The sequence below is a fragment of the Paenibacillus endoradicis genome (assembly GCF_024721975.1).
Genome location: NZ_JANQBB010000002.1, coordinates 832,831 through 856,510 on the forward strand (window position 1 = coordinate 832,831; position 23,680 = coordinate 856,510).

Genomic DNA, 23,680 nt, shown 5'->3' on the forward strand with positions numbered 1-23,680 from the left:
AAGCTCCGATCATCAATCGGAGCTTCTTTTTGCTGTTGTCCCAATTTGAAATAATGGGGCACTCTATATTAATAATTGCATTCTATATTATGATTTCACTCAGATCGTTAATAACCAATAGTAACTATACAACGTGAGTTATACTACAAGATGTTGGCGAACTACCGCATCATCAAAGGTTTCAATTGTACCTTCTGCAACAATCGCCCCCTTCTCAATAATGTAATAATAATCCGCGACACTTTTGACAAAATCAATACTTTGCTCCACAAGTAAAATCGCAGTTTCTCCTTGAGCTTTAATCCCTCGAATAACATCTTGAATATCTTGCACGATCGAAGGTTGAATACCCTCCGTCGGTTCATCTAGTAATAGTAACTTCGGTTTTGAAGCAAGCGCGCGAGCAAATGCTAATTGCTGCTGCTGACCTCCGCTTAAATCTCCACCTTTTCTATTGTACATCGATGATAAAACGGGAAATTTTTCGATTGAAGACTGCGGCACACCATTCTTCACTGTGCGGTTCGCCTCAAGTCCAAGCAATAAATTCTCCTGGACCGTTAATTGAGCAAATATTTCACGACCTTGCGGTACATATCCAATGCCTAGTCGTGAGCGTTCATATGGTGGAAGCTTCGTAATATCTTGATTGTTGTACGAAATGCTCCCTGTTTTTGACTTCAATGCGCCCATTATTGTTTTCGTTAATGTCGTTTTTCCTACACCATTACGGCCCATGATACATACGACTTGCCCTGGTTTTACTTCTATAGAAACATCGCGTAAAATAATGCTCTCTCCATAACCTGACTCAATTTGTTTAACTGACAGCAAGGTTATCCCTCCCGTGTCCAAGATATACTTCTGACACGACCTTATCACTTTGAACTTCTTGCATTGTCCCTTCTTTCAGCAGTCTCCCTTCATGCATAACGGTTACCTTTGTCGCAAAACTTCTTACAAAGTCCATATCATGCTCAACAACGACAACTGTTCGTTCTTTCGTTATCTCTTGAAGTAACTCACCTGTCTTCTCCGTCTCGGTATCTGTCATTCCAGCAACAGGCTCATCTAATAGTAGAAGCATAGGTTCTTGCATTAGCATCATACCAATTTCAAGCCACTGTTTCTGTCCATGAGATAAGCCTCCAGCAACGGTTGCTGCACGATGAGAAAGTCCAATCATATCGAGTTGACGCATAATTCGAATATGATCTTCCTGTGATAATTTTGCTCGTAATGTAGCTACAACGCTACGGTTTTGACTCATTGCTAATTCTAAGTTCTCATACACAGTTAGACCAAAAAAGATCGATGGCGCTTGAAATTTACGTCCAATTCCTAACTCAGCTATTTGGTATTCTTTCTTTCTACCAATATCAATATCACCATTAAAGCGAAGCATTCCTGATGCAGGCTTAACTTTCCCACAAATAACATCTAACATCGTCGTTTTACCTGCACCATTGGGACCAATTAGAAATCTAAGTTCACCAGGCATTAACTCCAAATTCATCCCATTAACCGCTTTGAAGCCATCAAACGCTACTGTCACTTTCTCGCAAGACAGAATAGGTACTGTTGTCATCTTTACCAAGCCTCCTCTTAATTCTTGCAACAATTTGCTGAGACAATCCCACTAACCCTTTTGGTAAAAATACGACTACGATGACGAATAATGCTCCCATGAAAAATAACCAAGTATCAGGGAAAGTTTCACTTAACCCACTCTTCGCAGCATTTACGACAATAGCTCCTATAACTGCACCAATTAATGAACCACGACCACCTAGCGCTACCCATAATACAATTTCAATAGACGGAATAATCCCCATTGATGTTGGCGATATAATGCCCACATGTAGTACGAATAACATACCTGCTAACCCAGCAATTCCCGCTGATACACAGAATACGAATAGTTGATAGCTTGAAGGATTATAACCGATAAATCTGGCACGATTCTCTGCATCACGTACTGCTCTGAGCACACGTCCTGAACGACTTTTCACTAGCTTCTGACATATGAAAAATACTACGATTAGCATAATTAACGTGACCCAATACAATACAACCTTTGTCGATTGTTCCTTTAATGCAAAGCCAAATATCGTCTGAAAACCTGTAATACCATTCGTTCCACCAGTGTACTGCTGTTGACCGATAAATAACGTTGTCATAATGATAACGAGTGCTTGTGTTAATATCGTAAAATACACACCGCGTATCCGATTTCGAAAAGTAAAAAATCCTAATATAAAAGCGACTGCCATCGGAACTAGAATACCTGCTGGTATCGCAAAAGCTGCATGTTCGAATGGCTTCCAAAACCAAGGGATTTCATTCAAACCGCTCCAACTCATAAAGTCAGGCAATTTCCCACCTGTTGCCTCTAATTTCAAAAACATCGCCATACAATAAGCACCTAGACCAAAAAACACACCATGCCCTAAACTTAAAATACCTGTGTAACCCCATATTAAATCTAATCCAATTGCCACAATCGCGAAAGCAAGAAATTTTGCAAGTAAACTAAGACGAAAATCTGATAACATAAGAGGCGCAAATAACAACAAAGCTACAACTATACTATAGGTTACTGAAAGGATTATTTTTTTCCTCAGTGGTGAGTTAATACTTTGTAGGATCAATTCAAGTCCCCCTCTAATCTAAAGACCTTGTTCTCATAGCAACAAGCCCTTTCGGCTTCCACTGTAAGAATGCAATAATAACAATAAATACGAGAACTTTTCCAATAGAGGCATTCGTCCAGTATTCAAAGAACGTGCCTGTGATCCCAATTCCAAACGCGCCAACAACAGAGCCAATTAATTTTCCTACCCCACCTAATACAACAACCATAAATGCGTCGATAATATAATACGTACCTAGAGATGGGCCAATAGAACCAAGTAAAGTAATAGCACAACCTGCGATTCCGGCAATTCCTGAACCGATGGCAAACGTAACGGAATCTACCCGTCTTGTAGAAACACCGAGACAAGCAGCCATTTCACGATTTTGCATTACTGCTCTCATTCTTCTTCCCGCGTTACTACGATATATGAATAAATACATAGCAACTAATACAACAGTAACAAGTGCAATAATGAATAGACGTTTATATGGTAAGAAAATTCCGTTCATTACTTCGAGTCCGCCATTCAGCCACTCAGGAGATACAACTGCAACATTCGGTGCACCGAATATAGATCTTGCCAATTGTTGCAGAACTAACCCCACTCCCCATGTTGCAAGTAAACTATCTAAGGGACGACCATATAGGAAACGAATCAAGCTAATTTCAAGCACATAACCAAAAATAAAGGCAATAAAAAATGCGATTGGAATTGAAATAAGGAAGTAGTAACCGAATAAGCTAGCAGGAAAAATAGCTGAGAATATTTGTTGTGTAACATATGTTGCATAAGCTCCAATCATAATAAACTCACCATGAGCCATATTAATAACATTCATTAATCCAAACGTAATCGCTAGCCCTAATGCGATTAATAATAATATTGAGCTGACACTTATGCCGTTGAAGAGTTGTAGGAGTTGGACCTCCATATACGTCGACTCCCTTCCTTAGAGGATGTTCAACTAACTAACTTGTGATCACGATGATTATGCTATTGATGCTTATACGACTTCGAATATGGCATTCATCGGAAGACTGCGGTACTCGTGTACCAGTAACGTACACTCTGCTCCTCGTTTTCCTAACTTCTTGCCATCTTCTTGGTGCTGACAAGTGAGTTATTTGAACTCTATTTTTCATTCACTTGTGATCACGATGATTATGCTTCGTAGATTACTCGACTACGAATATGAGTTTCATCGCTCGTTCTGGTGCTCACGTACCCACTACGTACGCTCGGCTCCTCACTCTCTAGCTTCAACTCATCTTCTTGGTGCTGACAAGTGAATTTTCGAGGATGATTAATTCCTTAAGATACTGTCGCGATTCTGTGCCAAATTTTTACTTGTCACATAATATAGCTTTTAATGTGATGGTAGTAGATTCAGCAACCTAACAGCAAAATCTACTACCTTCATTATTTTTCTGTTATTCAGATAATCCCGTTGCCCAATCATAGCCCTTCAGATATGGATCTGGTTTCACTGGCTCAGCAGTGCTATATAATTCTTTGAACATTCCATCAGTTTGCACTTCACCAATTAGCACTTTTTTGTAAATATGTTGTGTTTCTCCGTCAATCGTAACTTTACCTTCAGGTGCATTGAATTCAATGCCAGCAGCAGCAGCTCTTACTTTATCAACATCTGTTGAACCTGCCTTCTCTACTGCAGCAGCCCATAGATAAACTGCAATATAACCAGCTTCAATTGGATCTGCCGTTACGCGATCTGCACCGTATGCTGCTTTATAAGCCTCTACGAATGTAGTATTTTCAGGAGTATCTGTCGTTTGATAATAATTCCATGCTGCTAGATGACCCGCTAGAACATCAGTACCAATTCCACGAATCTCTTCCTCAGCGACACTTACAGACAAAGTCGTTAGATCACTTGCCGAAATACCTGCATCTTTTAATTGTTTGAAAAACGCAACGTTACTATCACCATTTAATGTGTTGAACACGATATCTGGTTTCGCTTCTTTAATCTTGCTAATTACTGTACTGTAATCTGTATATCCAAGCGGTGTATATTCTTCAGCTACAACTTCTCCGCCAGAAGCTTCTAGTTGTGCTTTAATAATTTTGTTAGCGGTACGTGGGAATACATAATCAGAACCTAATAAGAAGAAACTCGTACCACGGTTTTCAAGTAACCATTCAACCGCAGGCACAATTTGTTGATTCGTAGTAGCGCCAGTGTAGAATATATTTGGAGAAGATTCCAAACCTTCATATTGTACTGGGTACCAAAGTAGGCCGTTTAGCTCTTCAAACACCGGTAACATTGCTTTCCGACTTGCTGAAGTCCATCCACCGAAAACAGTAGCTACTTCGTCTTGTTGAAGTAGCTTTTTCGCTTTTTCAGCAAACGTCGGCCAATCAGAAGCTCCATCCTCAACAACAGCCTCAATTTGCTTACCAAGTACACCACCAGCTGCGTTAATTTCGTTAATTGCCATCATTTCAGCATCTTTAACAGAAACTTCACTAATTGCCATCGTTCCACTTAACGAATGAAGAATCCCCACTTTAATTGTATCCCCTGATTCTGTTGTTGATCCTGTTGTTTCTGGTGTAGCTGTTGGAGTAACAGCAGAACCATTGTTACTACATCCTGTTACAACCATACATGCTACAACTACCAATGCCATCACACTACTCCATGTTTTTTTCTTCATTACTCCACTCCCTTTTCCCATTTGATATTGCTTGTTTATCGAACATTCTCTCTTTTTTTACGTTTAATGTTCGTATTTCCAATTATAGGAACGTTTTCCCCTTACGTCAATATAGTTTACATAAAAATCTATTTTTAGTTCACGATTATTTATTTCTATCAAAAATAGGTATAAAAGTACAAATGATTGTTTCATTACTGTATGCTAATGTCACATATGTTGACATATAATACTATTTGATTACACTAATGGAGGTGATTTCCAACCATGCACTTAACTGATCGTGAGAGAGAGAAGCTTTTAATCAGTTACGCGGCTGATCTTTCTCGTATGCGAATGAATAAAGGAATTAGACTTAACTACCCTGAAGCGATGTCCATTATTATTTCTGAGGTTATGGAGGGCGCTCGTGAAGGTAAAACTGTTGCCGAGCTAATGTCTTATGGGGGAACAATACTGACAAAAGCGCAATGTATGGAAGGTATTCCAGATATGATCACTGAGGTACAAGTGGAGGCAACTTTTCCTGATGGTACAAAGTTAGTAACGATACATGAACCGATTAGACAGTAACAACGAAAGGAGCCACGAATATGATTCCTGGAGAATATCGCATAGCTGAAGGATATATAGAAATCAATAGTGGTCGTAGCACTACCTCTCTTATCGTAATTAACCAAGGCGATCGCCCTATTCAAATTGGTTCTCACTTTCACTTCTATGAAGTTAATCGTTCACTTGCATTCGATCGTGTATTAGCTTTCGGCATGCGTCTGAATATACCCGCTGGCACCGCCGTTCGATTCGAACCAGGTGAAGAAAAACCTGTTGAATTGGTTGCTTTAGGTGGAACAAGAGAAGTATATGGCCTGAATCATTTAACAAGCGGAAAAGCAATAAGTTTTGATGATGATCCCGAGTTAAAGGAACGTCTTATGCACTGGAAGGAGGGCAAAGTACTCCATGGCTAGAATGACCAAAACACAATATGCTTCAATATTTGGACCTACGACTGGTGATGCAGTTAGACTAGCTGATACAGAACTATGGGCAACGATTGAGCAAGATTACACAGTTTACGGCGATGAATGTAAATTTGGTGGGGGTAAAGTTATTCGAGATGGTATGGGGCAATCCGCACGTATTACACGTGCCCAAGGAGCGCTTGATCTTCTCATTACTAACGCCATCATCATGGATCATTGGGGAATTATAAAAGCAGATATAGGAATTAGAGATGGTGTCATTGTCGGCATTGGTAAAGCAGGTAATCCTGATACGATGGACGGTGTACATCCACAACTAATTGTTGGTGCATCAACAGAAGTCATTGCTGGTGAAGGAAAAATCGTAACAGCGGGCGGTATTGATACCCATATTCATTTTATTTGTCCGCAACAGATTGAAACAGCGCTTGCCTCTGGAATTACGACGATGATTGGTGGAGGTACTGGTCCCGCTACAGGAACCAATGCTACAACATGTACATCTGGTGCATGGAACATTCACCAGATGCTCTTAGCTGTAGAAGCATTCCCTATGAACATTGGCTTACTCGGTAAAGGAAACTGCTCTACGCCAGAACCGCTAATTGAGCAGATCGAAGCTGGAGCTATCGGTTTGAAGCTTCATGAAGATTGGGGAACTACTCCCGCTTCAATAGATACTTGTCTTACTGTTGCTGATCAATATGACATTCAAGTCGCTATTCATACCGATACTTTGAATGAATCGGGGTTTGTAGAAGATACACTTGCAGCCATAAAAGGTCGCACGATCCATACTTACCATACTGAGGGTGCTGGTGGTGGTCATGCTCCAGATATTATTACTGCAGCTGGACATATGAACGTGATTCCTTCATCAACTAACCCTACTCGTCCATTTACAATTAATACAATTGAAGAGCATCTTGATATGTTAATGGTGTGCCATCATCTAGATAGTTCCATACCTGAGGATGTCGCGTTTGCCGATTCTAGAATTAGACCAGAGACAATTGCTGCCGAAGACATTTTACATGATCTCGGTGTGTTCAGTATTATTAGCTCTGATTCTCAAGCAATGGGACGTGTTGGCGAAGTCATTACTCGTACTTGGCAAACTGCCGACAAAATGAAACAGCAACGCGGTTCTGAGGAACTAAGCGACAACTTCCGTATTAAGCGTTATATTGCAAAATATACGATTAATCCTGCAATTGCACACGGAATCTCAGATCTAGTTGGCTCTATTGAAGTTGGTAAATGGGCCGATCTTGTTCTATGGCAACCCTCCTTCTTCGGAGTTAAACCTGAGATGATCTTAAAAGGTGGGTTTATCGCTTACTCACAGATGGGTGATCCTAATGCTTCCATCCCAACACCTCAGCCTGTATTTGGCCGCTCGATGTTCGGATCATTCGGAAAAGCTGTTGCTCAAGGCTCCTTTACCTTTATCTCACAAGCAGCGTATCAAGCTGGCGTTCATGAACAACTAGGGCTACAAAAAAAAATAGCGGCTGTTCGTAACACAAGAACGATTAGCAAAAAAGATATGATTCATAATAGTGAAACTCCACATATTGAAGTTAACCCCGAGACGTATGAGGTAAAAGTTGATGGTAAGCACATTACTTGCGAACCAGCCTCAATATTACCAATGGCTCAGCGTTATTATTTATTCTAAAATCTTATTCTAGATTACTTATTACAAATTTACTGATGCTTCATTCAGTGGAAGGGCGTTGCCTATGATCCCCTCTCCTACTTCCTTGCTCTCCTATGTACAACTATTAGATTCTGCATTACCGATCGGTGGCTTCTCGCATTCGTTCGGTTTGGAAACTTTTGTACAACGACATCATGTCACCACACTACAACAATTAGAACAATATATCGCTGGTCAAATTCATAGCTCTATCGTCCCAATGGATGCGATCACAATCAGTTGCATCTATACAGCACTTCAAGAGAATGATGATAAGCAGATCGCACAATTAGATAGTATATTTCATACCCAGCGCTCACCTCGCGAAACGCGTCATGGTATGCACAAAATGGGTAAAAGATTAATTAAACTCGGTAAATCCCTCTATCCTGAAGCTAAATTAGATAAGTTAGAACACATACTTGCTCAACATGGAGGCTATGGAACATTTCCCATTGTATTTACATGGATAACTTGGCATCTCGATATCGATGTTAATACCGCTGTCCATGGCTATCTATACACGAGTATTCAAACAATGGTCAATAGCGGCATTCGTTTAATGTCGATGGGGCAAACCGATGGACAGTTATTAATTCGCCGTATGCAACAATATGCGGTGGAGGAATGGTCGGAATTGTGTAAGCATAATATTTCGAAGCCATTCAGCTTCTCAGCGGTGCATGATATTTTGGCGATGGAACATGAAACATTATATTCAAGATTATTTATGTCATAAATGATATTGCAATGTTTGATGTAATGAATAGTTATCGTTAATAACTATTCACATAGCTAACTGCTAATGGCATCAATGATTCACATATGAAAAGTTTTGTTTATGCTTCCGATGAAATTTTTCATTTACTAGAAGCATACCATGATGTTAATGAAAAATTAGATTTTGCTTTCGATGCTACTTTTCATTTGCGAGATGTAGTATCGAGAAGAAAATGAAAAGTTTTGTTTATGCTTCCGATGCGATTTTTCATTTACTGGAAGCATACCATGATGTTAATGAAAAATTAGATTTTGCTTTCGATGCTACTTTTCATTTGCGAGATATAGTATCGAGAAGAAAATGAAAAGTTTTGTTTATGCTTCCGATGCGATTTTTCATTTACTGGAAGCATACCATGATGTTAATGAAAAATTTTAGGAGGAATTATTATGTGTCAAGGAGCTAATCATTCTCATGATCAGTGGGAAGCACCAGCAATTGTTTTAGATCGACCTATTCGAATTGGTATTGGTGGTCCTGTTGGATCGGGAAAGACTGCTTTAGTTGAGAAGTTGTCTAAAGCAATGAGGGATCACTATAGTTTAGGTGTTATTACGAATGATATATATACTGCTGAGGATGCCCGAATTCTAATTCGTGAAAATGCTTTGCCTGAAGAAAGAATTATCGGAGTGGAAACAGGCGGTTGTCCTCATACCGCTATTCGTGAAGATGCTTCTATGAACTTTGAAGCTGTAGAGGAACTTGAACAACGGTTTCCTGATCTTGAGATTATCTTCATTGAAAGTGGCGGCGATAATTTGGCAGCTGCTTTTAGTCCGGAACTTGTCGATCGCTTCATCTATATTATTGATGTGGCACAGGGGGAGAAGATTCCACGTAAAGGTGGACCCGGTATTATGCGTTCTGATCTCTTAATTATTAATAAAATTGATCTCGCTCCATATGTCGGCGCAAGTCTTGAGGTTATGAAAACGGACACTGAAATGATGCGTGGTACTCGTCCGTATATCCTTTCAAATTTACGGGATGAAGTGGGTGTAAGTGAGATTATTCATTGGCTAGAACATCAACTTCCACATACTACTCAGCATCGCGTCCATCATCACCAAAATCATGAACACCAGTCCACTCACCAGTAAGTCTTCCACTCTACGAGCTTTATGCCGACAAGTAGATGGGAAATCTGTTCTAGTGGAACGATATCATGAATCACCATTAAAAATCACGAAAACGTTTGGCGAGCCCGAAACCAATGGACTCAAATTATATATGATGGATGTATCGCCCGGACTAATGGATGGCGATCATTATAAAGTAACCATCGATCTTGAAGAACATAGTCACCTTATTGTAACCAATCAATCTTTTAGTAAGGTTCATCCTGCCATAGGAGATGGAGCAAAAACTGACTATCAATTTAATATTGGTGAAAATGCTATTTTTGAGTATATGCCTGAGCCTACCATTCCTTATAAAGAAAGCATTTTACGTGCTTGTACGACTTTTCACCTAGCAACAGGAGCTTCGTTACTATATTGCGATATTACTACACCTGGTCGAACTCATCGTGATGAGATATTTCAATATAAGCATTTTTCTGCAACGACCGAGGTTAATCACAATGGTAGACGTATTGCCTATGATCATTATCAATTGATACCTGCTATTCATCGGCATCAAGACGTTGGTGTACTTGAGCATTATACCCACCAAGCGGTTTTCTGGATTTTTTCACCACAAGCTAATGGCTCGTTGCTACAGTTACTTCGACAATTATTCCCTTCATTTGCGGAAAGTCGTATACTCGCAGGTGCAAGTTTGGCTAGTGAACAAGGTATTATTGTACGTATGCTAGGGTTATCTGTGTGGGAATTACAACAAAGTTGTGATCAGATTTGGAATGTGTGTCGTGATAAATTATGGAATTACCCGCCCTGCCAGTTGCGTAAATAGTGTAGATGAAAGACCCCTTTAATACCACTATGGTATGGTGTGAAAGGGGTCTTTTTTGCTCTACAGCTACTTTTCGCCTCCATAGACACTAATTTTGTGGTCTATTGTGCTCTACAGCTACTTTTTCGCTCTATAGACACTATTTTTATGGTCTATTCGGCTCTACAGCTACTTTTTCGCTCTATAGACACTATTTTTGTGGTTTATGGAGGCTCTACAGCTACTTTTCGGCTTCATAGACACTATTTTTACGGTCTATTCGGCTCTACAGCTACTTTTCGGCTCCATAGACACTATTTTTACGGTCCATTCGGCTCTACAGCTACTTTTTCGCTCTATAGACACTATTTTTGTGGTCTATGGAGGCTCTACAGCTACTTTTCGGCTCCATAGACACTATTTTTACGGTCCATTCGGCTCTACAGCTACTTTTTCGCTCTATAGACACTATTTTTGTGGTCTATGGAGGCTCTACAGCTACTTTTCGGCTCCATAGACACTATTTTTACGGTCTATTCGGCTCTACAGCTACTTTTTCGCTCTATAGAAACTATTTTTACGGTCTATTCGGCTCTACAGCTACTTTTTCGCTCTATAGACACTATTTTTGTGGTCTCTTTAGATCAATAGTCGTCCTTTACATCATTCTATTATTGAATATTGAACCCACATACTCATATTTGTTTACTCTTTTGGTTCTACCTGACTCAACTGCTTTGAAATAACCCATATCGTTCAATTTACGCAAGTATTTAATAGCTGTCATTTGACTAATTTCTAAATGATTTACTACATCAACCGGTCTTATCACTTTTCCATTTATTAGAGCTAATTTTATAATTTCATTTTCCGTCCGATTAAGTAATCCATCAAGTCCTAGCTCCTTCATCCCCAAATAAGGAAACACGATCATTTTTACAAAACTTTTAACTAATTCGGCATTACTTTCTAACTCATCTACTGCAATTGATATTACTTTCACACCTACTGCCTGCAGAAATAATTCGCGATTTAACTCCCTTCTATACTTAGTACGATCTGATTGCTCCACATGTGGACCATAACCTTTAATTTCAAAAGCAATTCGAATATCTCCTACGCATAACATCAGATCCACAAAAAACTTCATTCCTCTCCAATCCGCAACTTCATATTCAGGATGTAAATTCTTAAATCCCCCCACTAGCGGCCACCATACTTTTTCAAGAAATAATATTTCTCCATAACTATGACCTCGTTTCAAACGATCCTTCCGCTCACCTGTTCGTAGCTTCATATGATCCTTCAACCACTCTTCATGCATTTCCGAAAATCCCATACTATCAGCTCCCTTAAATTTAAAATAAAAAATCCCATTCCCCTGCTAACAGGAAAATGGGACATGCTTTGCCACAATTCAATTAGAACTTATGTAGTTATTTTCATTTTAGAATAAGCATTCATATTTCTCAAGAAACATTTACATAAGTTAATACAATAGAAGCTACTACATGGAAGCAATTAAATGAGGCATCATAATAAAAACATCACATTCAAGGATGAAATAACCATCATTACATAGAAAGAACTCAGAAATCAGATAGAAAGAATATAGAAAGAATAACAGGGTAGCAATTACACAGAAATAAACAGAAGTAATTACATATTACCACCTCACTTAGAAAGCGCTTCTACAATATTCACAAAAAGACACAGTATATTTTGATATACTAAATAAGTATTAAAATTGTATTACAACAATAAGGAGTTTGAACTAGCATGATCGTAAACCAACAACAACTAGCAACAGGCATGAGCTCCGCATTAATGGCGTGTACAGGCGGAGCAATATTAACAATTCATAGCGCTAACCATCTAGGCCTGAACGGAAGGGAATTACTTTCTTGGTTATTCGTAGCGTATGCTGTAGCAGGATTATTCAACTTAATTCTTGCTTTACGATACAAGCTACCCATTGCAGGGGCGCATTCTATTACTACCGTTGCGTTTTTGAGTACCGCAGCTATACAATTAACATTACCGCAGCTTACTGCAAGTTTCCTAATGGCAGGACTAATGATTGCAGTGCTCGGATTCACTGGTATTTTTAATGTTCTATTCAAACATATTCCAAGGTCAATTATTGATGCCATGCTTGCAGGTATCATTATGCAATATATATTAGAGCTTATCCCTTCATTCAAAGCAAACCCACTAGTTGGTTTACTTGCCTTGATCGGATATTTTGTAGCACCTAGAATTTTCAAAGCCGTTCCACCTATTATTGGTGTTATTGTATTTGGTCTTATCGGATTATTATTCTCTTATACATTTCCACAAGTAACACCCATTGCATACGAATTTCCTATATGGATAACACCTGAATTTACTTGGCAGGGATTAATTTCGGTAGCTATTCCAATTGCTGTGCTCATATTAAGCAACGATCTAGCTGTATCATTAGCCGCGTTAACTAAGCAAGGTTATAATCCACCGATAAATAGAATCATTTCTTATTCAGGTATTGCTTCTGCATTAGGTAGTTTTTTCATGAGTCATTCCATTAATACCGGTGGCATGATGACAACGGTCTGTAGTAGCGAAGAAAGTGGCGAACATAAGCAACGTTATCGCGCAGGTGTTGTTTCCAGTGTGCTTTGCATTATTTTCGGTGTTTTCGCTTGGAAGTTAGTCCCGTATATTACATCGCTACCACAATACTTTATTGCAACTATTATTGGTTTTTCATTATTAGGTGTCTTTCTAAATAGTATCAGTTCTGCTTTTGCAGATACAAAAAACAGCTTTCCCGTAGTATTTGCATTCATTATTTCTGCAGCTAATATATCTTTCTTCAGTATTTCATCTGCATTATGGTCATTAATTGTAGGTACAATATTAAGCGTAGTATTGCGTGAAAGAAAATCTAAACAACCTAATGAACAGTAAATCATTCACTGGAGGTGAGAATATGTCAATGCTTGATCAGTTAGTGATACAAATTAGAAAAGCTAACTATATAACTGTATTATCAGGTGCAGGTATTAGCACTGCCAGCGGAATTCCGGACTTTCGTTCTCCTAATGGAATTTACTCTAAAGTTAACAACGTTGAATATTTATTATCTGAAGGATATTACGCAACGCATCCTAAAGACTTTTGGATAAACTTCAAAGACATTTTTCTAATGGAACGAATGCAGCAATATGAACCTAATTCAGCACATACTATGCTAGCGGAACTCGAAGCTCTAGGGAAAAAGGTTACGATAATTACGCAAAATGTAGATGGATTACATCGCAAAGCTGGTAGCCGACATATTCTCGAAGCTCATGGTTCAATTGATCTTGCTCACTGTCCGAAATGTAAACGAAGTTATGATCTGCCTTATGTTATGGCTGAGAAGATTCCACGTTGTGAGCATGATAATTTTATACTGAAACCCAATGTTGTACTATTTGGTGGTATGGTTCGTCATCTTCCAGAAGCATATGAAGCGAGTGAGAATTGTGATCTATTCCTTACGCTAGGCTCATCCTTACAAGTATATCCTGTTAAGGAATTACCGTTCTATGCCAATCGCTCATCACAACCTAAGTTAGCTATTATTAACTACGAAGCTACTGATCTAGATTATCTGTTCGATATCATCATCCATGATGATCTTGTCGCAAGCTTTCAATTTATTAAGCAGCAACTATAATTAAACCTGCTTGCTTCACAAACAAAGAGAGGATCAATGCGTATACATTGATCCTCTCTTTGTTTATTCATTAATGAGCTTGATATTGGAAATATTCAAATTTAGCTGGAGCTGCTTCACCTTGCTTCGTCCCATTGGCAAACATACCTACACATACACCAGTAAATGAACCATCTGAATCTGGAGAAATATCACTAGAATCTGCACTTATAATTGTGTGCCAATGCTCACGATCAAGTGAGTATTGAAGCTCATATTGCTTTTCTGTAGAAGCAATAGCTAACCAAACGCCATCTCGCTTCGCAACAGTTACGAATTCAACTTCTTCTTTCTTATTTTTCATCGTAATAGCAGAAATACCGAAATCCCCTTCTCGTTGACTAACCCCTACAGCGTAGAACGTATTATCGCTTAGTCGTGCTGCAATTCCTGCATGTTCACCATCAACGACAGGAGCAAACTCCACATAAGTTTCAATACGCATTGCATGATGAAGTTGACGGCGACAAACGAACAGATTACTTTCTCCGTCTTTCAAATTATACTCATTACCGACTAATGTTAGATAGCCATCGTTGCTAGACAATGAAACTTCGGCTTGAGAAGGTAACACTCTCGTATATATCCAATTCATATCGAGTGGTTGTTGTGTTGTGAATGTAGTTACTATGTTATCTGATGCAGTTTGCATAACAACATCTTCACGAGGTTGAAGTGTTGGAACTGTTAGAGACATTTCCAAACCTACATGACCTTCATTATTGTCGATCATCGGCCAACCATCGATCCAAGTAACTGGAGCAAGATATGTTTCACGCCCTAATACACTACCACGATCATTACGCAAACGAACCGCTAAAAATAACGCCCACCAGTTACCATCACTATCATCAAGTAACTCAACATGGCCGGTGTACTGAATTGGATGATCTTTAATTGCATTATGCGTCAGAATGGGATGATCTAACATTTCAAATGGACCGTAAGGGTTATTACTACGCCCAATAATTTCACGATGCATCGGACCAGTACCACCAGAAGCAGTCATCATATAATAAACGTCATTAATTTTATATAAATGAGGCCCTTCAACCCATGGACCTTCATCACCTTCAAATACAACAACAGGTTCCGTTAGCGCCTCACCCGTCGCACGATCAATCTCATACTGAATAATATGAGAGGTTTCACCAAAACCTGATTGGACAGATACATACACTTTACCATCGTCATCGAAGAATAAAGACGGATCAATATTCCCGTAAGGAATTTTAATTGGATCACTCCAAGGCCCCGCAGGATCAGATGCTGTTACATAGAAATTTCCGATACCGTATACATCAGTTGTAATCATATAAAATAAATCATTATCATAACGAAGTACTGGAGCATATATTCCTTCCGAACTATTACGAGCAAGAAGATTAACTTGGCTCTCCCTTGTTAGTACATGTCCGATTTGCGTCCAGTTCACCAGATCTTTACTATGAAAAATCGGTACTCCAGGGAAGTATTCAAATGTACTTGTTACCAAATAATAATCTTCACCAACGCGAATCGCACTTGGATCAGGATAAAATCCAGGAAGGACCGGATTCGTATATTCAATTAATCTCGTCATATTTATATCCCCCTAAAAACTTTTCGTTACTTTTTGTTATGCAACCTTGCTAACGGAAAGTTACATCAAAAGCATTGACTAAAAACTTTTATACATAGTATGAAAGCTAGCATCGTAAACACTACAAGTAGAGCAATGGAGCCCATAAGGACTCCATTGTAATTACATATTCTATACACCATTGCTTTTCGTTTTCAATCATATCCACCGCTGTAGCGAAGAGCACTCCCCCCAGTTGTAGCGGAAAGAACAAATCGCTTGTGGAGAAGCGATAGCGTTCGTTTTTGCCCTCGGATTTATACTGCAAATGCTAAAACGATAAATCCGAGGACAACGGCGAGTGGAACAGTGATTTGTTCTTGGAGCAAGCGATTAGTTCTCGGAGCAATCTACTAAGCGCCAGAAAGATGTCTTAGGTTCATGCTTTTCATCAAATACAAACGGCCAATTTTTACGACCCTTGACTGGGAAATCATCAAGCCAAGTGTAGTCCTCGCCTGCACCCCAGAATGTTACCGCTGTAATAACGTCTTTATATTCACGGAACAATTCAAAAATTTCTTTATAGCGATTAGCTTGCTTCTCTAACATTTCTGCTGTTGGAGCAGTAAGATCTGTTCGACGATCTTCATAATCGAAGACAGAAATATCAAGTTCCGTAACTTGCAGTTGCAACCCTAGCGCTGCATACTTCTCAATTGCTTCACGAATCTCTGCTATACTTGGACCGGAAAGATTCCAATGTCCTTGTAAGCCAATACCATGAATAGGCACGCCACGATCTTGAAGTGATTTTACTAATTTAATAACTTTATCGCGTTTCTCTGGATTACATTCATTATAGTCATTGTAGAATAACAATGCATCTGGATCAGCTTCGTGTGCATAGCGGAATGCATGCTCGATGAAGTCCTCACCGATAATTTGTAACCAACGAGAATCACGAAGCCATACATCGCTCTTATCTTCAATAACTTCATTTACTACATCCCAAGCATAGATGCTTCCTTTATATCTACCTACAACGGTATCAATATGAGATTTCATGCGAGCTAATAACAATTCACGAGATGCTGTTTCTCCATTCTCTCCCTCAAATATCCAGTCCGTCGTCTGATTATGCCACACTAAAGTATGGCCTCTCATCTTCATACTATGCTGCTTAGCAAATGCTAATAATTCATCTCCAGCTTCAAATGTATAACTATTTTCTGCAGGATGAACACTAACAAATTTCATATCATTTTCAGCTGTAATACTATTAAAATGTGTTGCTAGTAGCTCCTTAGAACCTTTAATCGTCTCCAAGTTGACTGCTGCCCCAATATCAAAATAATCTTTATATACTTCCCAAAGCTTTGGAATATTGTTCAAATAAATCCCTCCTCTAACTTTTTTCTAGTTCAAGGTTACATTAGTAAATCGTTCTACCTGCATCATCTTCAATGCCTGATTTACGATAGAAATACGTATTTACAATATCACGCCATTGCTTCGCATTTTCTAGCTGCACTTCAAGCCTTCCTAATATATGAGTATGACGTTCGCTATCAATTAGGTCATTAAGTTCATTCCATTGACTAATCCAATACCGGACACGCTCTACCCCTGTGAAATGCGTATCATAAATGTGTTGAATAACCGTTTTCCCTGAATGAAGCACATGCGTGTACGGAACATGATGGAAGAACAAAAGTAATTCATCAGGACAAGTATTAATGTCTTCATATACTTGTGCATTCGCAGCTTCATATTGCCCAATATAACCCGTTCCATCAGCAACTGTACGATTTACACCGATTCCTTTATGATCGGCAAAGTGGTACGTACCCCATTTGGAATATTCATACCCATCAATATCTGGACCATAATGATAATGTGGTTTTACCATCCAGCCTACGCCTAGCGGCGAAGTATAGCTTTCATAAATCGACCAAGATTCCATCAGGAATGTATTAATCATTTGTTGTACTTGTCGATTCGTACCGAAAGTCAACGCTGTCCACTCTTGTGCAATTTGTTCACTAGATTGTTCTGGATTCCACAATAGACGACCATATCCAAATAAATTCACTTGAGATAGATGATGTCCCGTCCAGTTGTCATCATCACCAATATTTGTTACTGCTGCGATACCACTATGTGAATACGGATGAATATTACCCGCTGCAATTTCTTGAACGGTACTACCTTCACCTTTACGATGTGTATCGAACTGTAGTACTTCTTTCCATTGTGGAACAAGGTAACATACATGACGTTGTTGACCTGTATATTCTTGAGTGATCTGGAACTCCATCACTTGGTTTGTTTGTTCCATAGCACCGAACAATGGTGAAACTGGCTCGCGAACTTGGAAGTCCATTGGACCATTTTTAATTTGCAAAATAACATTATCTAGGAAACGACCATCAAGTGGTTTGAAGTGATCATATGCTGCTCTTGCACGATCAGTAGAACGATCTCGCCAATCTTGATGACAATCATAAACAAAGCATCTCCATAACACTAAGCCACCGAATGGTTGCAATGCTACAGCTAACATATTCGCTCCATCGGCATGATCTCTACCATATGTGAATGGACCAGGTCGATTTTCAGAATCGGCTTTCACAAGGAAACCGCCAAAGTCTGGAATTGCAGCATATACTTCAGCTGCTTTACGTTTCCACCACTCTTGAACGCGTTCATCTAATGGATCCGCAGAATCTACTTCTCCAAGTTCAATTGTCGCTGCGTAATTGACACTAAGGAATAATTTAATACCATATGAACGGAAAATCGTTGCAATTTGAGCAACCTTCGGTAGCAATTTTTGAGTAATTAGAAATGTTTCATGATGATGAACGTTAACGTTATTAATCGCTATCCCATTAATTCCGATCGAAGCCATTAATCTTGCATAGTCAGCGATACGTGGTGAATCTACCAATAACTCATTATCGCGATAGAAAATTGATTGACCCGCATAACCACGCTCAATACTACCATCCATATTGTCCCAATGATTAATCATACGCAATTCATATTTTGGAGCTTCTTGAATGTTTAATGCTTCAACACTTTCACCTTGCTGCATCAAGCGAAGAAGATGAAAAACACCGTATAACGTAGCTTTATCTGTAGCACCAGCCACGACAATGTATGAACATTGTTCACTGGTAATCGTTTTAATAACATAACCTTCATTACTGCTTAATGCAGCAATTGGACCAACAACCGCATCCGAAATATATGATATGCTATCCTTTGTACCAACAACTATAAAATTATCATTAACTGCTTGACCTTCATTAATTGTCGACGTCATACCAACTAGTTTTGGAATAGCTAATTGCAATTCTATTACAGCTGATTGAATAGGACCTGCTTCAAGTTTGGGTGCCACAATAATTTCCTGTGTATATTTACGATAGGATTGTACTAGTTGCTCATCCTCAATTGCATCATATCTTAACCAAGCCTCGTAACCACTGTTATTCATCATTTTTCTTCCTCTCTAGCACTAAAAGCTGTGTCTTAAGTCCGAATAAATCTATCGAACGGACACAGCTCTAGTATGTTTTATCTATTTTGTTGATACTCTCTTATTAGTTCATGCTCAGCGAGCAAACTTAAAGAACTTCCCCATAAAACGCTTGCTAAGCAAACCGGTTTTATAAACTTTCTCTCAAAATGCATCTTCAGCTAGCGGGCTTTCAGAACGTTCTCTTAAAATGCATCTTCGAAATGCGGGCTTTCAGAACCGAGAAGATGCCATGAAGCTAAGGAAGTGAAGCGCACAGCGTACGTTATGGGTACGTGAGCACTGGAACAACTGATGAATGTCATATTCGATGTCGACTAATCTACGTTAGCATACTCATCGTTATCAAAGTCCGCTTCTGTTAGCCTTTAACGCCACCCACCGTCATCCCCGTCACAAAGTACTTTTGTAGGAATGGATATACGATAATAATTGGTAAACTTGCCACAATCGTCATCGTTGCACGAATCGAAGTAGGAGTTACTGCTGTTGCATTACCTTGCGCATTAGCAAAGGCATCCCCCGCTGTTGAACCTGTTGATGTCGTTGATGTCGATAATATTTTCATTAACTCATATTGAAGTGTGCTTAGCTTGATATTAGATGAGTTATATAAGAATACGTCGAACCATGAATTCCATTGAGACACTGCTACGAACAAGGAAACTGTAGCTAATGCTGGAATCGTAAGCGGCAATACAATTTTCATAAAAGTTGTAAATTCACCTGCTCCATCGATTCTTGCTGATTCCATAATACCATCAGGCAAACCTTCGATGAAGGAACGAATAACGATCATATTGAATACTCCGACAAGACCAGGAATAATGTATACCCAGAAGGAGTCTAGTAATCCTAACTGTTTCGTTAATAGGTAGTTAGGAATTAGTCCACCACTGAAGTACATTGTGAAGATAAAAGCGATCGTTACAAATTTACGAAGTAAATATTCAGGACGACTAATTGTATAAGCTAGCATTGCTGTTGCAAATACAGATGTCACTGTACCTAGAATAGTCCGTGCACCAGATATTAACGTCGCTCCAAAAATAGATGATTCATTGAAAACATATTCATAGTTAGCCCAAGTCCATTCTCGAGGCCAGATGTAGATACTTCCACGAATAGAATCGTTCGCCTCGTTAAAAGATAGTGCGAACATATTCAAAAATGGATATAACGTAACGATCATTAAAGCTATCATGAAAATAATATTTACGGTATCAAAAATTTTATCAGGTACTGTTGAGTACACTTTACGTGATGAATTGGCTTTACCCATTGTTATAGCCTCCTTACGTGATGATTAGTACAGTCTACTCTCGCCTAGCTTCTTCGCTACCGAGTTAGCTACCATGAGGAATATGAAGCTGACAACGGTTTTAAACATACCGGCTGCTGTTGCTAGACCGTAATTACCCATGTTCATCCCGTATTTCAAAACGAATATATCAAGGTTTTCGGAGTAATCCAAGTTCATACCATTACCTAGTAGATACTGTGGCTCAAATCCAGATTCCAGAATATGCCCAAGATTCATGATCAACAAGATTACAATAACCGATTTCATGCCTGGAAGCGTAATGTGCAGAATACGTTGGAAGCGACTTGCACCATCGATTTCAGCTGCTTCATATTGCGAAGGATCTATCGTCGTAATTGCTGCTAGATAGATTATCGTATTCCAGCCGACACTCTTCCAAACTTCTGTAGCTCCTAGAATACCCCAGAAGTATTCACCTTTACCTAACCACAGAACGGGTTGATCAATTAGATTCATTTTTAACATTAAAATATTTATAATACCTTCTGGTGCTAATGCTGATTGCACAATATTGGCCGCAACGACCCAAGAAATAAAGTGAGGTAAATAACTAATGGTTTGTACTGTGCGTTTGAACATAATGCTTCTTAGTTCATTCAATAATATGGCTAGCACAATTGCTGTTATAAATCCTAATACTAAGTTAATAGAACTCATTACTATTGTATTTCGTAACACACGATAGAAAGCTTCTTCTTGGAATAAAAACTTAAAGTTAGCTAATCCGATCCATTCTTGTTCTAATAAACTTCTTGCTGGTCTGAATTTTTGAAAAGAGATTGTCCAGCCCCAAAGCGGAACGTATTTGAAAATAAATACCCAGATAAGAAAAGGAAGAGACATTAGCATTAACATTTTTTGCTTAGATAATGCTGTCATATATTTTTGAAAACGTGAGTTACCAGTAGCTGTTACAGTTAGTTCAGTATGTTTCTCCACCTGATTAGTCTCCCTTCCGGCAAAACAAAGTTGCGTGAGTTTTTGAGTTACTGTTATGAGAAGGGAAAAGCGAAGCTTAATCTTCGCTTTTCCATCTATTTGTATCTTCTTACCAGTTACCAGCTACACGCTCTTTAACTTTATTTGTTACAAACGCTTCGTAGCCAGCTACATCAAGCTTATTGAATTCTGCAACATATTCATTCCATACAGACTCAAATTGATCTGGAGTTGCAAATACAATTTTAGGGAAGTATTTCTGTTGAATATCTCCAGATTTTTGCTCAAAGATTTGTTCAGCAGAACCTTGTTCCTTGTTGATACTCCATGCTGGGTACCAAGGGCGATCTTGTGGTGCTGAGAATGATTCTGCAAATGTTTGAACACCATATGCATTAAGAATAGCTTGGTCACCTTCTGTATATCCTGCAAAGGCTACTTCAGATTGATTACCTACGCTATAGGAGTTACCGTCTTCGAACACGGAGAAGTTACCATAACGAGGCCAGCTGTACTCGAAATATGACCAACCATAGCTACGTTTGAATTCATTGTCATTACGATTCGCAATTTGTTCGTCATTCATTATGAATCGACCATTCTCATCAACGGAGTAAGTAACGCCTTCTTCACCCCATTGAACTAGCTTTTGATTTTCTTCTGTTAGAAGATTATCGAAGTATTTGATAATACGAACTGGATCTTTTGCACTTACAGAAATACCGATACCACGGTTGTTAACAAACGATGGTGCATCGATATATTGATCAGTAATGGACTCATCATATACGATTGGAAGTGCTACATAACGAAGATCATCGTTACCTGCAGTTTTCAAGTTGTTTGTAGCATCGCCAACTTGCCAGCCATAGTTGAAGTAACCTAGAACACGACCAGAAGTCAATTTCGCTAGATATTGGTCTTTGTTCGCTGTAAATGTTTCCGGATCGAACAATCCAGCAGCATTGATTTCATTCAGCTTTTGTAACCACGGTTTTTCAATATCACTCGCTGCATAAACTTTTGCATCATGAGTTTCCATGTCAACAGTTACGCCGCCATCATTAGGGAAACCAGCTAAATGCATTGGAGCATTGGTGATTGTGAAGAAGTTGTCTTTCACACCTGCATAAGTGATAAATCCGATTGTGTCTTTACCATCTACTTTAGGATATTTTGCCTTGTACTCTGCAATTAGATCAAAATACTGATCTAAAGTTGTAATTTCAGGGTATCCGAATTCTTTCAATACACCACGTTGAATCCAGAAAGCACCTTGTGAAATATTAGGGTCACTAACATAACCTTGGTTAGCAGAGAATGGTAGAACATAGATGTTGCCATCTTCAGCTGTAAATTTGTCCATGTAATCTCCGTATACACGTTTAATGTTAGGAGCATGCTTCTCGATCAAATCGTTCAATGGTGTGAAAGCTTCAGCATCAATCAATTTATCAATTTCACCTTCTGGAACGATAACATCAGGATAATCGCCACCTGTGATCATTACTCCTGATTTCGTGCTTATATCTCCTACCGCAAACTCCATTTTCCAATCAACGTTAGTTTGTTCTTGTAACTTCTTACCGATATCTGTATCGCTTGCAAGTATGTCTTTGTTGCTACTAAAGCTGAAGTAAGTAAACGTTACTGGCGCTGTATCATCTCCTGCATTTGAGGAGTTCGCTCCTTTGTTGTTCGCATCGTTACTTCCGCAGCCAGCAATGATCATCACTGATGCCATTACTACTGCTAGACCTGTTTTTAACCACTTTCTTTGGGTCATAACTTTGTTCCCCCTTCTAGCAATCTTATTTTGTAAGCACTTTCAGTATAATTCGAATATAATTATCTCGTTACCCAGTAAACTTTACATCGT

General features: G+C 39.0%; 20 protein-coding genes. 8 read left to right on the forward strand and 12 right to left on the reverse strand.

Annotated features, from left to right (window positions below):
- Window positions 1-138: 138 nt before the first annotated feature.
- The 5 genes from urtE to urtA form a co-directional block, all read right to left on the reverse strand.
- Window positions 139-834 carry an urea ABC transporter ATP-binding subunit UrtE gene (gene urtE / locus NV377_RS09655; RefSeq protein WP_258200988.1) on the reverse strand — a complete coding sequence of 232 codons (696 nt, stop codon included), beginning with the start codon at window positions 832-834 and terminating at the stop codon, window positions 139-141.
- A complete protein-coding gene (urtD, locus tag NV377_RS09660; protein ID WP_258200989.1) occupies window positions 821-1,588 on the reverse strand; it encodes an urea ABC transporter ATP-binding protein UrtD in 768 nt (255 codons plus the stop codon). Before urtD ends, urtE begins: the two co-directional genes overlap by 14 nt.
- The gene (gene urtC, locus NV377_RS09665; RefSeq protein WP_258201163.1) at window positions 1,539-2,555 is read right to left on the reverse strand and encodes an urea ABC transporter permease subunit UrtC; all 1,017 of its coding nucleotides are present in this window, start codon (window positions 2,553-2,555) and stop codon (window positions 1,539-1,541) included. Before urtC ends, urtD begins: the two co-directional genes overlap by 50 nt.
- A gap of 109 nt (window positions 2,556-2,664) precedes the next feature.
- Window positions 2,665-3,570: an urea ABC transporter permease subunit UrtB gene (urtB, locus tag NV377_RS09670; protein ID WP_258200990.1), complete on the reverse strand. Its 906-nt coding sequence runs from the start codon at window positions 3,568-3,570 to the stop codon at window positions 2,665-2,667.
- 499 nt (window positions 3,571-4,069) lie between these two features.
- The gene (gene urtA / locus NV377_RS09675) at window positions 4,070-5,323 is read right to left on the reverse strand and encodes an urea ABC transporter substrate-binding protein (RefSeq protein WP_258200991.1); all 1,254 of its coding nucleotides are present in this window, start codon (window positions 5,321-5,323) and stop codon (window positions 4,070-4,072) included.
- A 267-nt stretch (window positions 5,324-5,590) separates the two neighbouring features.
- On the opposite strand from urtA, the gene NV377_RS09680 reads away from it, so the two are divergent.
- The 6 genes from NV377_RS09680 (at window position 5,591) to NV377_RS09705 (ending at window position 10,709) form a co-directional block, all read left to right on the forward strand.
- Window positions 5,591-5,896, forward strand: a complete 306-nt coding sequence (locus NV377_RS09680) for an urease subunit gamma (protein WP_258200992.1) — start codon at window positions 5,591-5,593, stop codon at window positions 5,894-5,896.
- Between the two features lie 20 nt (window positions 5,897-5,916).
- Entirely contained in the window at window positions 5,917-6,294 is a 378-nt protein-coding gene (ureB, locus tag NV377_RS09685; RefSeq protein ID WP_258200993.1) for an urease subunit beta, read from the forward strand.
- Complete coding sequence (gene ureC, locus NV377_RS09690; RefSeq protein ID WP_258200994.1) at window positions 6,287-7,990, forward strand: urease subunit alpha; 1,704 nt, start codon at window positions 6,287-6,289, stop codon at window positions 7,988-7,990. Before ureB ends, ureC begins: the two co-directional genes overlap by 8 nt.
- A 64-nt stretch (window positions 7,991-8,054) precedes the next feature.
- Window positions 8,055-8,750: an urease accessory protein UreF gene (locus tag NV377_RS09695; protein ID WP_258200995.1), complete on the forward strand. Its 696-nt coding sequence runs from the start codon at window positions 8,055-8,057 to the stop codon at window positions 8,748-8,750.
- 431 nt (window positions 8,751-9,181) lie between these two features.
- Complete coding sequence (gene ureG / locus NV377_RS09700; protein WP_258200996.1) at window positions 9,182-9,895, forward strand: urease accessory protein UreG; 714 nt, start codon at window positions 9,182-9,184, stop codon at window positions 9,893-9,895.
- Window positions 9,870-10,709 (forward strand): urease accessory protein UreD, encoded by an 840-nt coding sequence (locus NV377_RS09705; protein ID WP_506737369.1) that lies wholly within the window; start codon window positions 9,870-9,872, stop codon window positions 10,707-10,709. The genes ureG and NV377_RS09705 overlap by 26 nt, the downstream gene beginning before the upstream one ends.
- A 637-nt stretch (window positions 10,710-11,346) precedes the next feature.
- Here NV377_RS09705 and NV377_RS09710 read toward each other — a convergent pair.
- Window positions 11,347-12,027, reverse strand: coding sequence for a hypothetical protein (locus tag NV377_RS09710; RefSeq protein WP_258200998.1), 681 nt, complete (start codon window positions 12,025-12,027; stop codon window positions 11,347-11,349).
- A gap of 440 nt (window positions 12,028-12,467) precedes the next feature.
- Here NV377_RS09710 and NV377_RS09715 point away from each other — a divergent pair, with 440 nt between their 5' ends.
- Together NV377_RS09715 and NV377_RS09720 are read left to right on the forward strand one after the other, a co-directional pair.
- Entirely contained in the window at window positions 12,468-13,637 is a 1,170-nt protein-coding gene (locus NV377_RS09715; RefSeq protein WP_258200999.1) for a benzoate/H(+) symporter BenE family transporter, read from the forward strand.
- A 22-nt stretch (window positions 13,638-13,659) separates the two neighbouring features.
- Window positions 13,660-14,391, forward strand: coding sequence for an NAD-dependent protein deacylase (locus NV377_RS09720; protein ID WP_258201000.1), 732 nt, complete (start codon window positions 13,660-13,662; stop codon window positions 14,389-14,391).
- A 70-nt stretch (window positions 14,392-14,461) separates the two neighbouring features.
- Here the strand turns inward: NV377_RS09720 and NV377_RS09725 are convergent, their stop codons facing one another.
- The 6 genes from NV377_RS09725 to NV377_RS09750 all read right to left on the reverse strand — a co-directional run bounded on the left by NV377_RS09725 (window position 14,462) and on the right by NV377_RS09750 (window position 23,587).
- Window positions 14,462-16,012, reverse strand: a complete 1,551-nt coding sequence (locus NV377_RS09725; RefSeq protein WP_258201001.1) for a glycoside hydrolase family 43 protein — start codon at window positions 16,010-16,012, stop codon at window positions 14,462-14,464.
- Window positions 16,013-16,384: 372 nt separating this feature from the next.
- Window positions 16,385-17,386 carry an endo-1,4-beta-xylanase gene (locus NV377_RS09730; protein WP_258201002.1) on the reverse strand — a complete coding sequence of 334 codons (1,002 nt, stop codon included), beginning with the start codon at window positions 17,384-17,386 and terminating at the stop codon, window positions 16,385-16,387.
- Window positions 17,387-17,426: 40 nt separating this feature from the next.
- A complete protein-coding gene (locus NV377_RS09735) occupies window positions 17,427-19,496 on the reverse strand; it encodes an alpha-glucuronidase family glycosyl hydrolase (RefSeq protein WP_258201164.1) in 2,070 nt (689 codons plus the stop codon).
- A 403-nt stretch (window positions 19,497-19,899) separates the two neighbouring features.
- Entirely contained in the window at window positions 19,900-20,820 is a 921-nt protein-coding gene (locus NV377_RS09740) for a carbohydrate ABC transporter permease (RefSeq protein WP_258201003.1), read from the reverse strand.
- 24 nt (window positions 20,821-20,844) lie between these two features.
- Window positions 20,845-21,741: an ABC transporter permease gene (locus tag NV377_RS09745; RefSeq protein WP_258201165.1), complete on the reverse strand. Its 897-nt coding sequence runs from the start codon at window positions 21,739-21,741 to the stop codon at window positions 20,845-20,847.
- Between the two features lie 169 nt (window positions 21,742-21,910).
- Window positions 21,911-23,587 (reverse strand): ABC transporter substrate-binding protein, encoded by a 1,677-nt coding sequence (locus tag NV377_RS09750; protein ID WP_258201004.1) that lies wholly within the window; start codon window positions 23,585-23,587, stop codon window positions 21,911-21,913.
- Between the last annotated feature and the right edge of the window lie 93 nt (window positions 23,588-23,680).

Coding starts and splice junctions, on each gene's coding strand:
- urtD (WP_258200989.1), bottom strand. CDS start 1,588: ATGACAACAGTACCTATTCTGTCTTGCGAGAAAGTGACAGTAGCGTTT.
- urtC (WP_258201163.1), bottom strand. CDS start 2,555: ATGTTATCAGATTTTCGTCTTAGTTTACTTGCAAAATTTCTTGCTTTC.
- urtB (WP_258200990.1), bottom strand. CDS start 3,570: ATGGAGGTCCAACTCCTACAACTCTTCAACGGCATAAGTGTCAGCTCA.
- urtA (WP_258200991.1), bottom strand. CDS start 5,323: ATGAAGAAAAAAACATGGAGTAGTGTGATGGCATTGGTAGTTGTAGCA.
- NV377_RS09680 (WP_258200992.1), top strand. CDS start 5,591: ATGCACTTAACTGATCGTGAGAGAGAGAAGCTTTTAATCAGTTACGCG.
- ureB (WP_258200993.1), top strand. CDS start 5,917: ATGATTCCTGGAGAATATCGCATAGCTGAAGGATATATAGAAATCAAT.
- ureC (WP_258200994.1), top strand. CDS start 6,287: ATGGCTAGAATGACCAAAACACAATATGCTTCAATATTTGGACCTACG.
- NV377_RS09695 (WP_258200995.1), top strand. CDS start 8,055: ATGATCCCCTCTCCTACTTCCTTGCTCTCCTATGTACAACTATTAGAT.
- ureG (WP_258200996.1), top strand. CDS start 9,182: ATGTGTCAAGGAGCTAATCATTCTCATGATCAGTGGGAAGCACCAGCA.
- NV377_RS09705 (WP_506737369.1), top strand. CDS start 9,870: ATGAACACCAGTCCACTCACCAGTAAGTCTTCCACTCTACGAGCTTTA.
- NV377_RS09710 (WP_258200998.1), bottom strand. CDS start 12,027: ATGGGATTTTCGGAAATGCATGAAGAGTGGTTGAAGGATCATATGAAG.
- NV377_RS09715 (WP_258200999.1), top strand. CDS start 12,468: ATGATCGTAAACCAACAACAACTAGCAACAGGCATGAGCTCCGCATTA.
- NV377_RS09720 (WP_258201000.1), top strand. CDS start 13,660: ATGTCAATGCTTGATCAGTTAGTGATACAAATTAGAAAAGCTAACTAT.
- NV377_RS09725 (WP_258201001.1), bottom strand. CDS start 16,012: ATGACGAGATTAATTGAATATACGAATCCGGTCCTTCCTGGATTTTAT.
- NV377_RS09735 (WP_258201164.1), bottom strand. CDS start 19,496: ATGAATAACAGTGGTTACGAGGCTTGGTTAAGATATGATGCAATTGAG.
- NV377_RS09740 (WP_258201003.1), bottom strand. CDS start 20,820: ATGGGTAAAGCCAATTCATCACGTAAAGTGTACTCAACAGTACCTGAT.
- NV377_RS09745 (WP_258201165.1), bottom strand. CDS start 21,741: ATGACAGCATTATCTAAGCAAAAAATGTTAATGCTAATGTCTCTTCCT.
- NV377_RS09750 (WP_258201004.1), bottom strand. CDS start 23,587: ATGACCCAAAGAAAGTGGTTAAAAACAGGTCTAGCAGTAGTAATGGCA.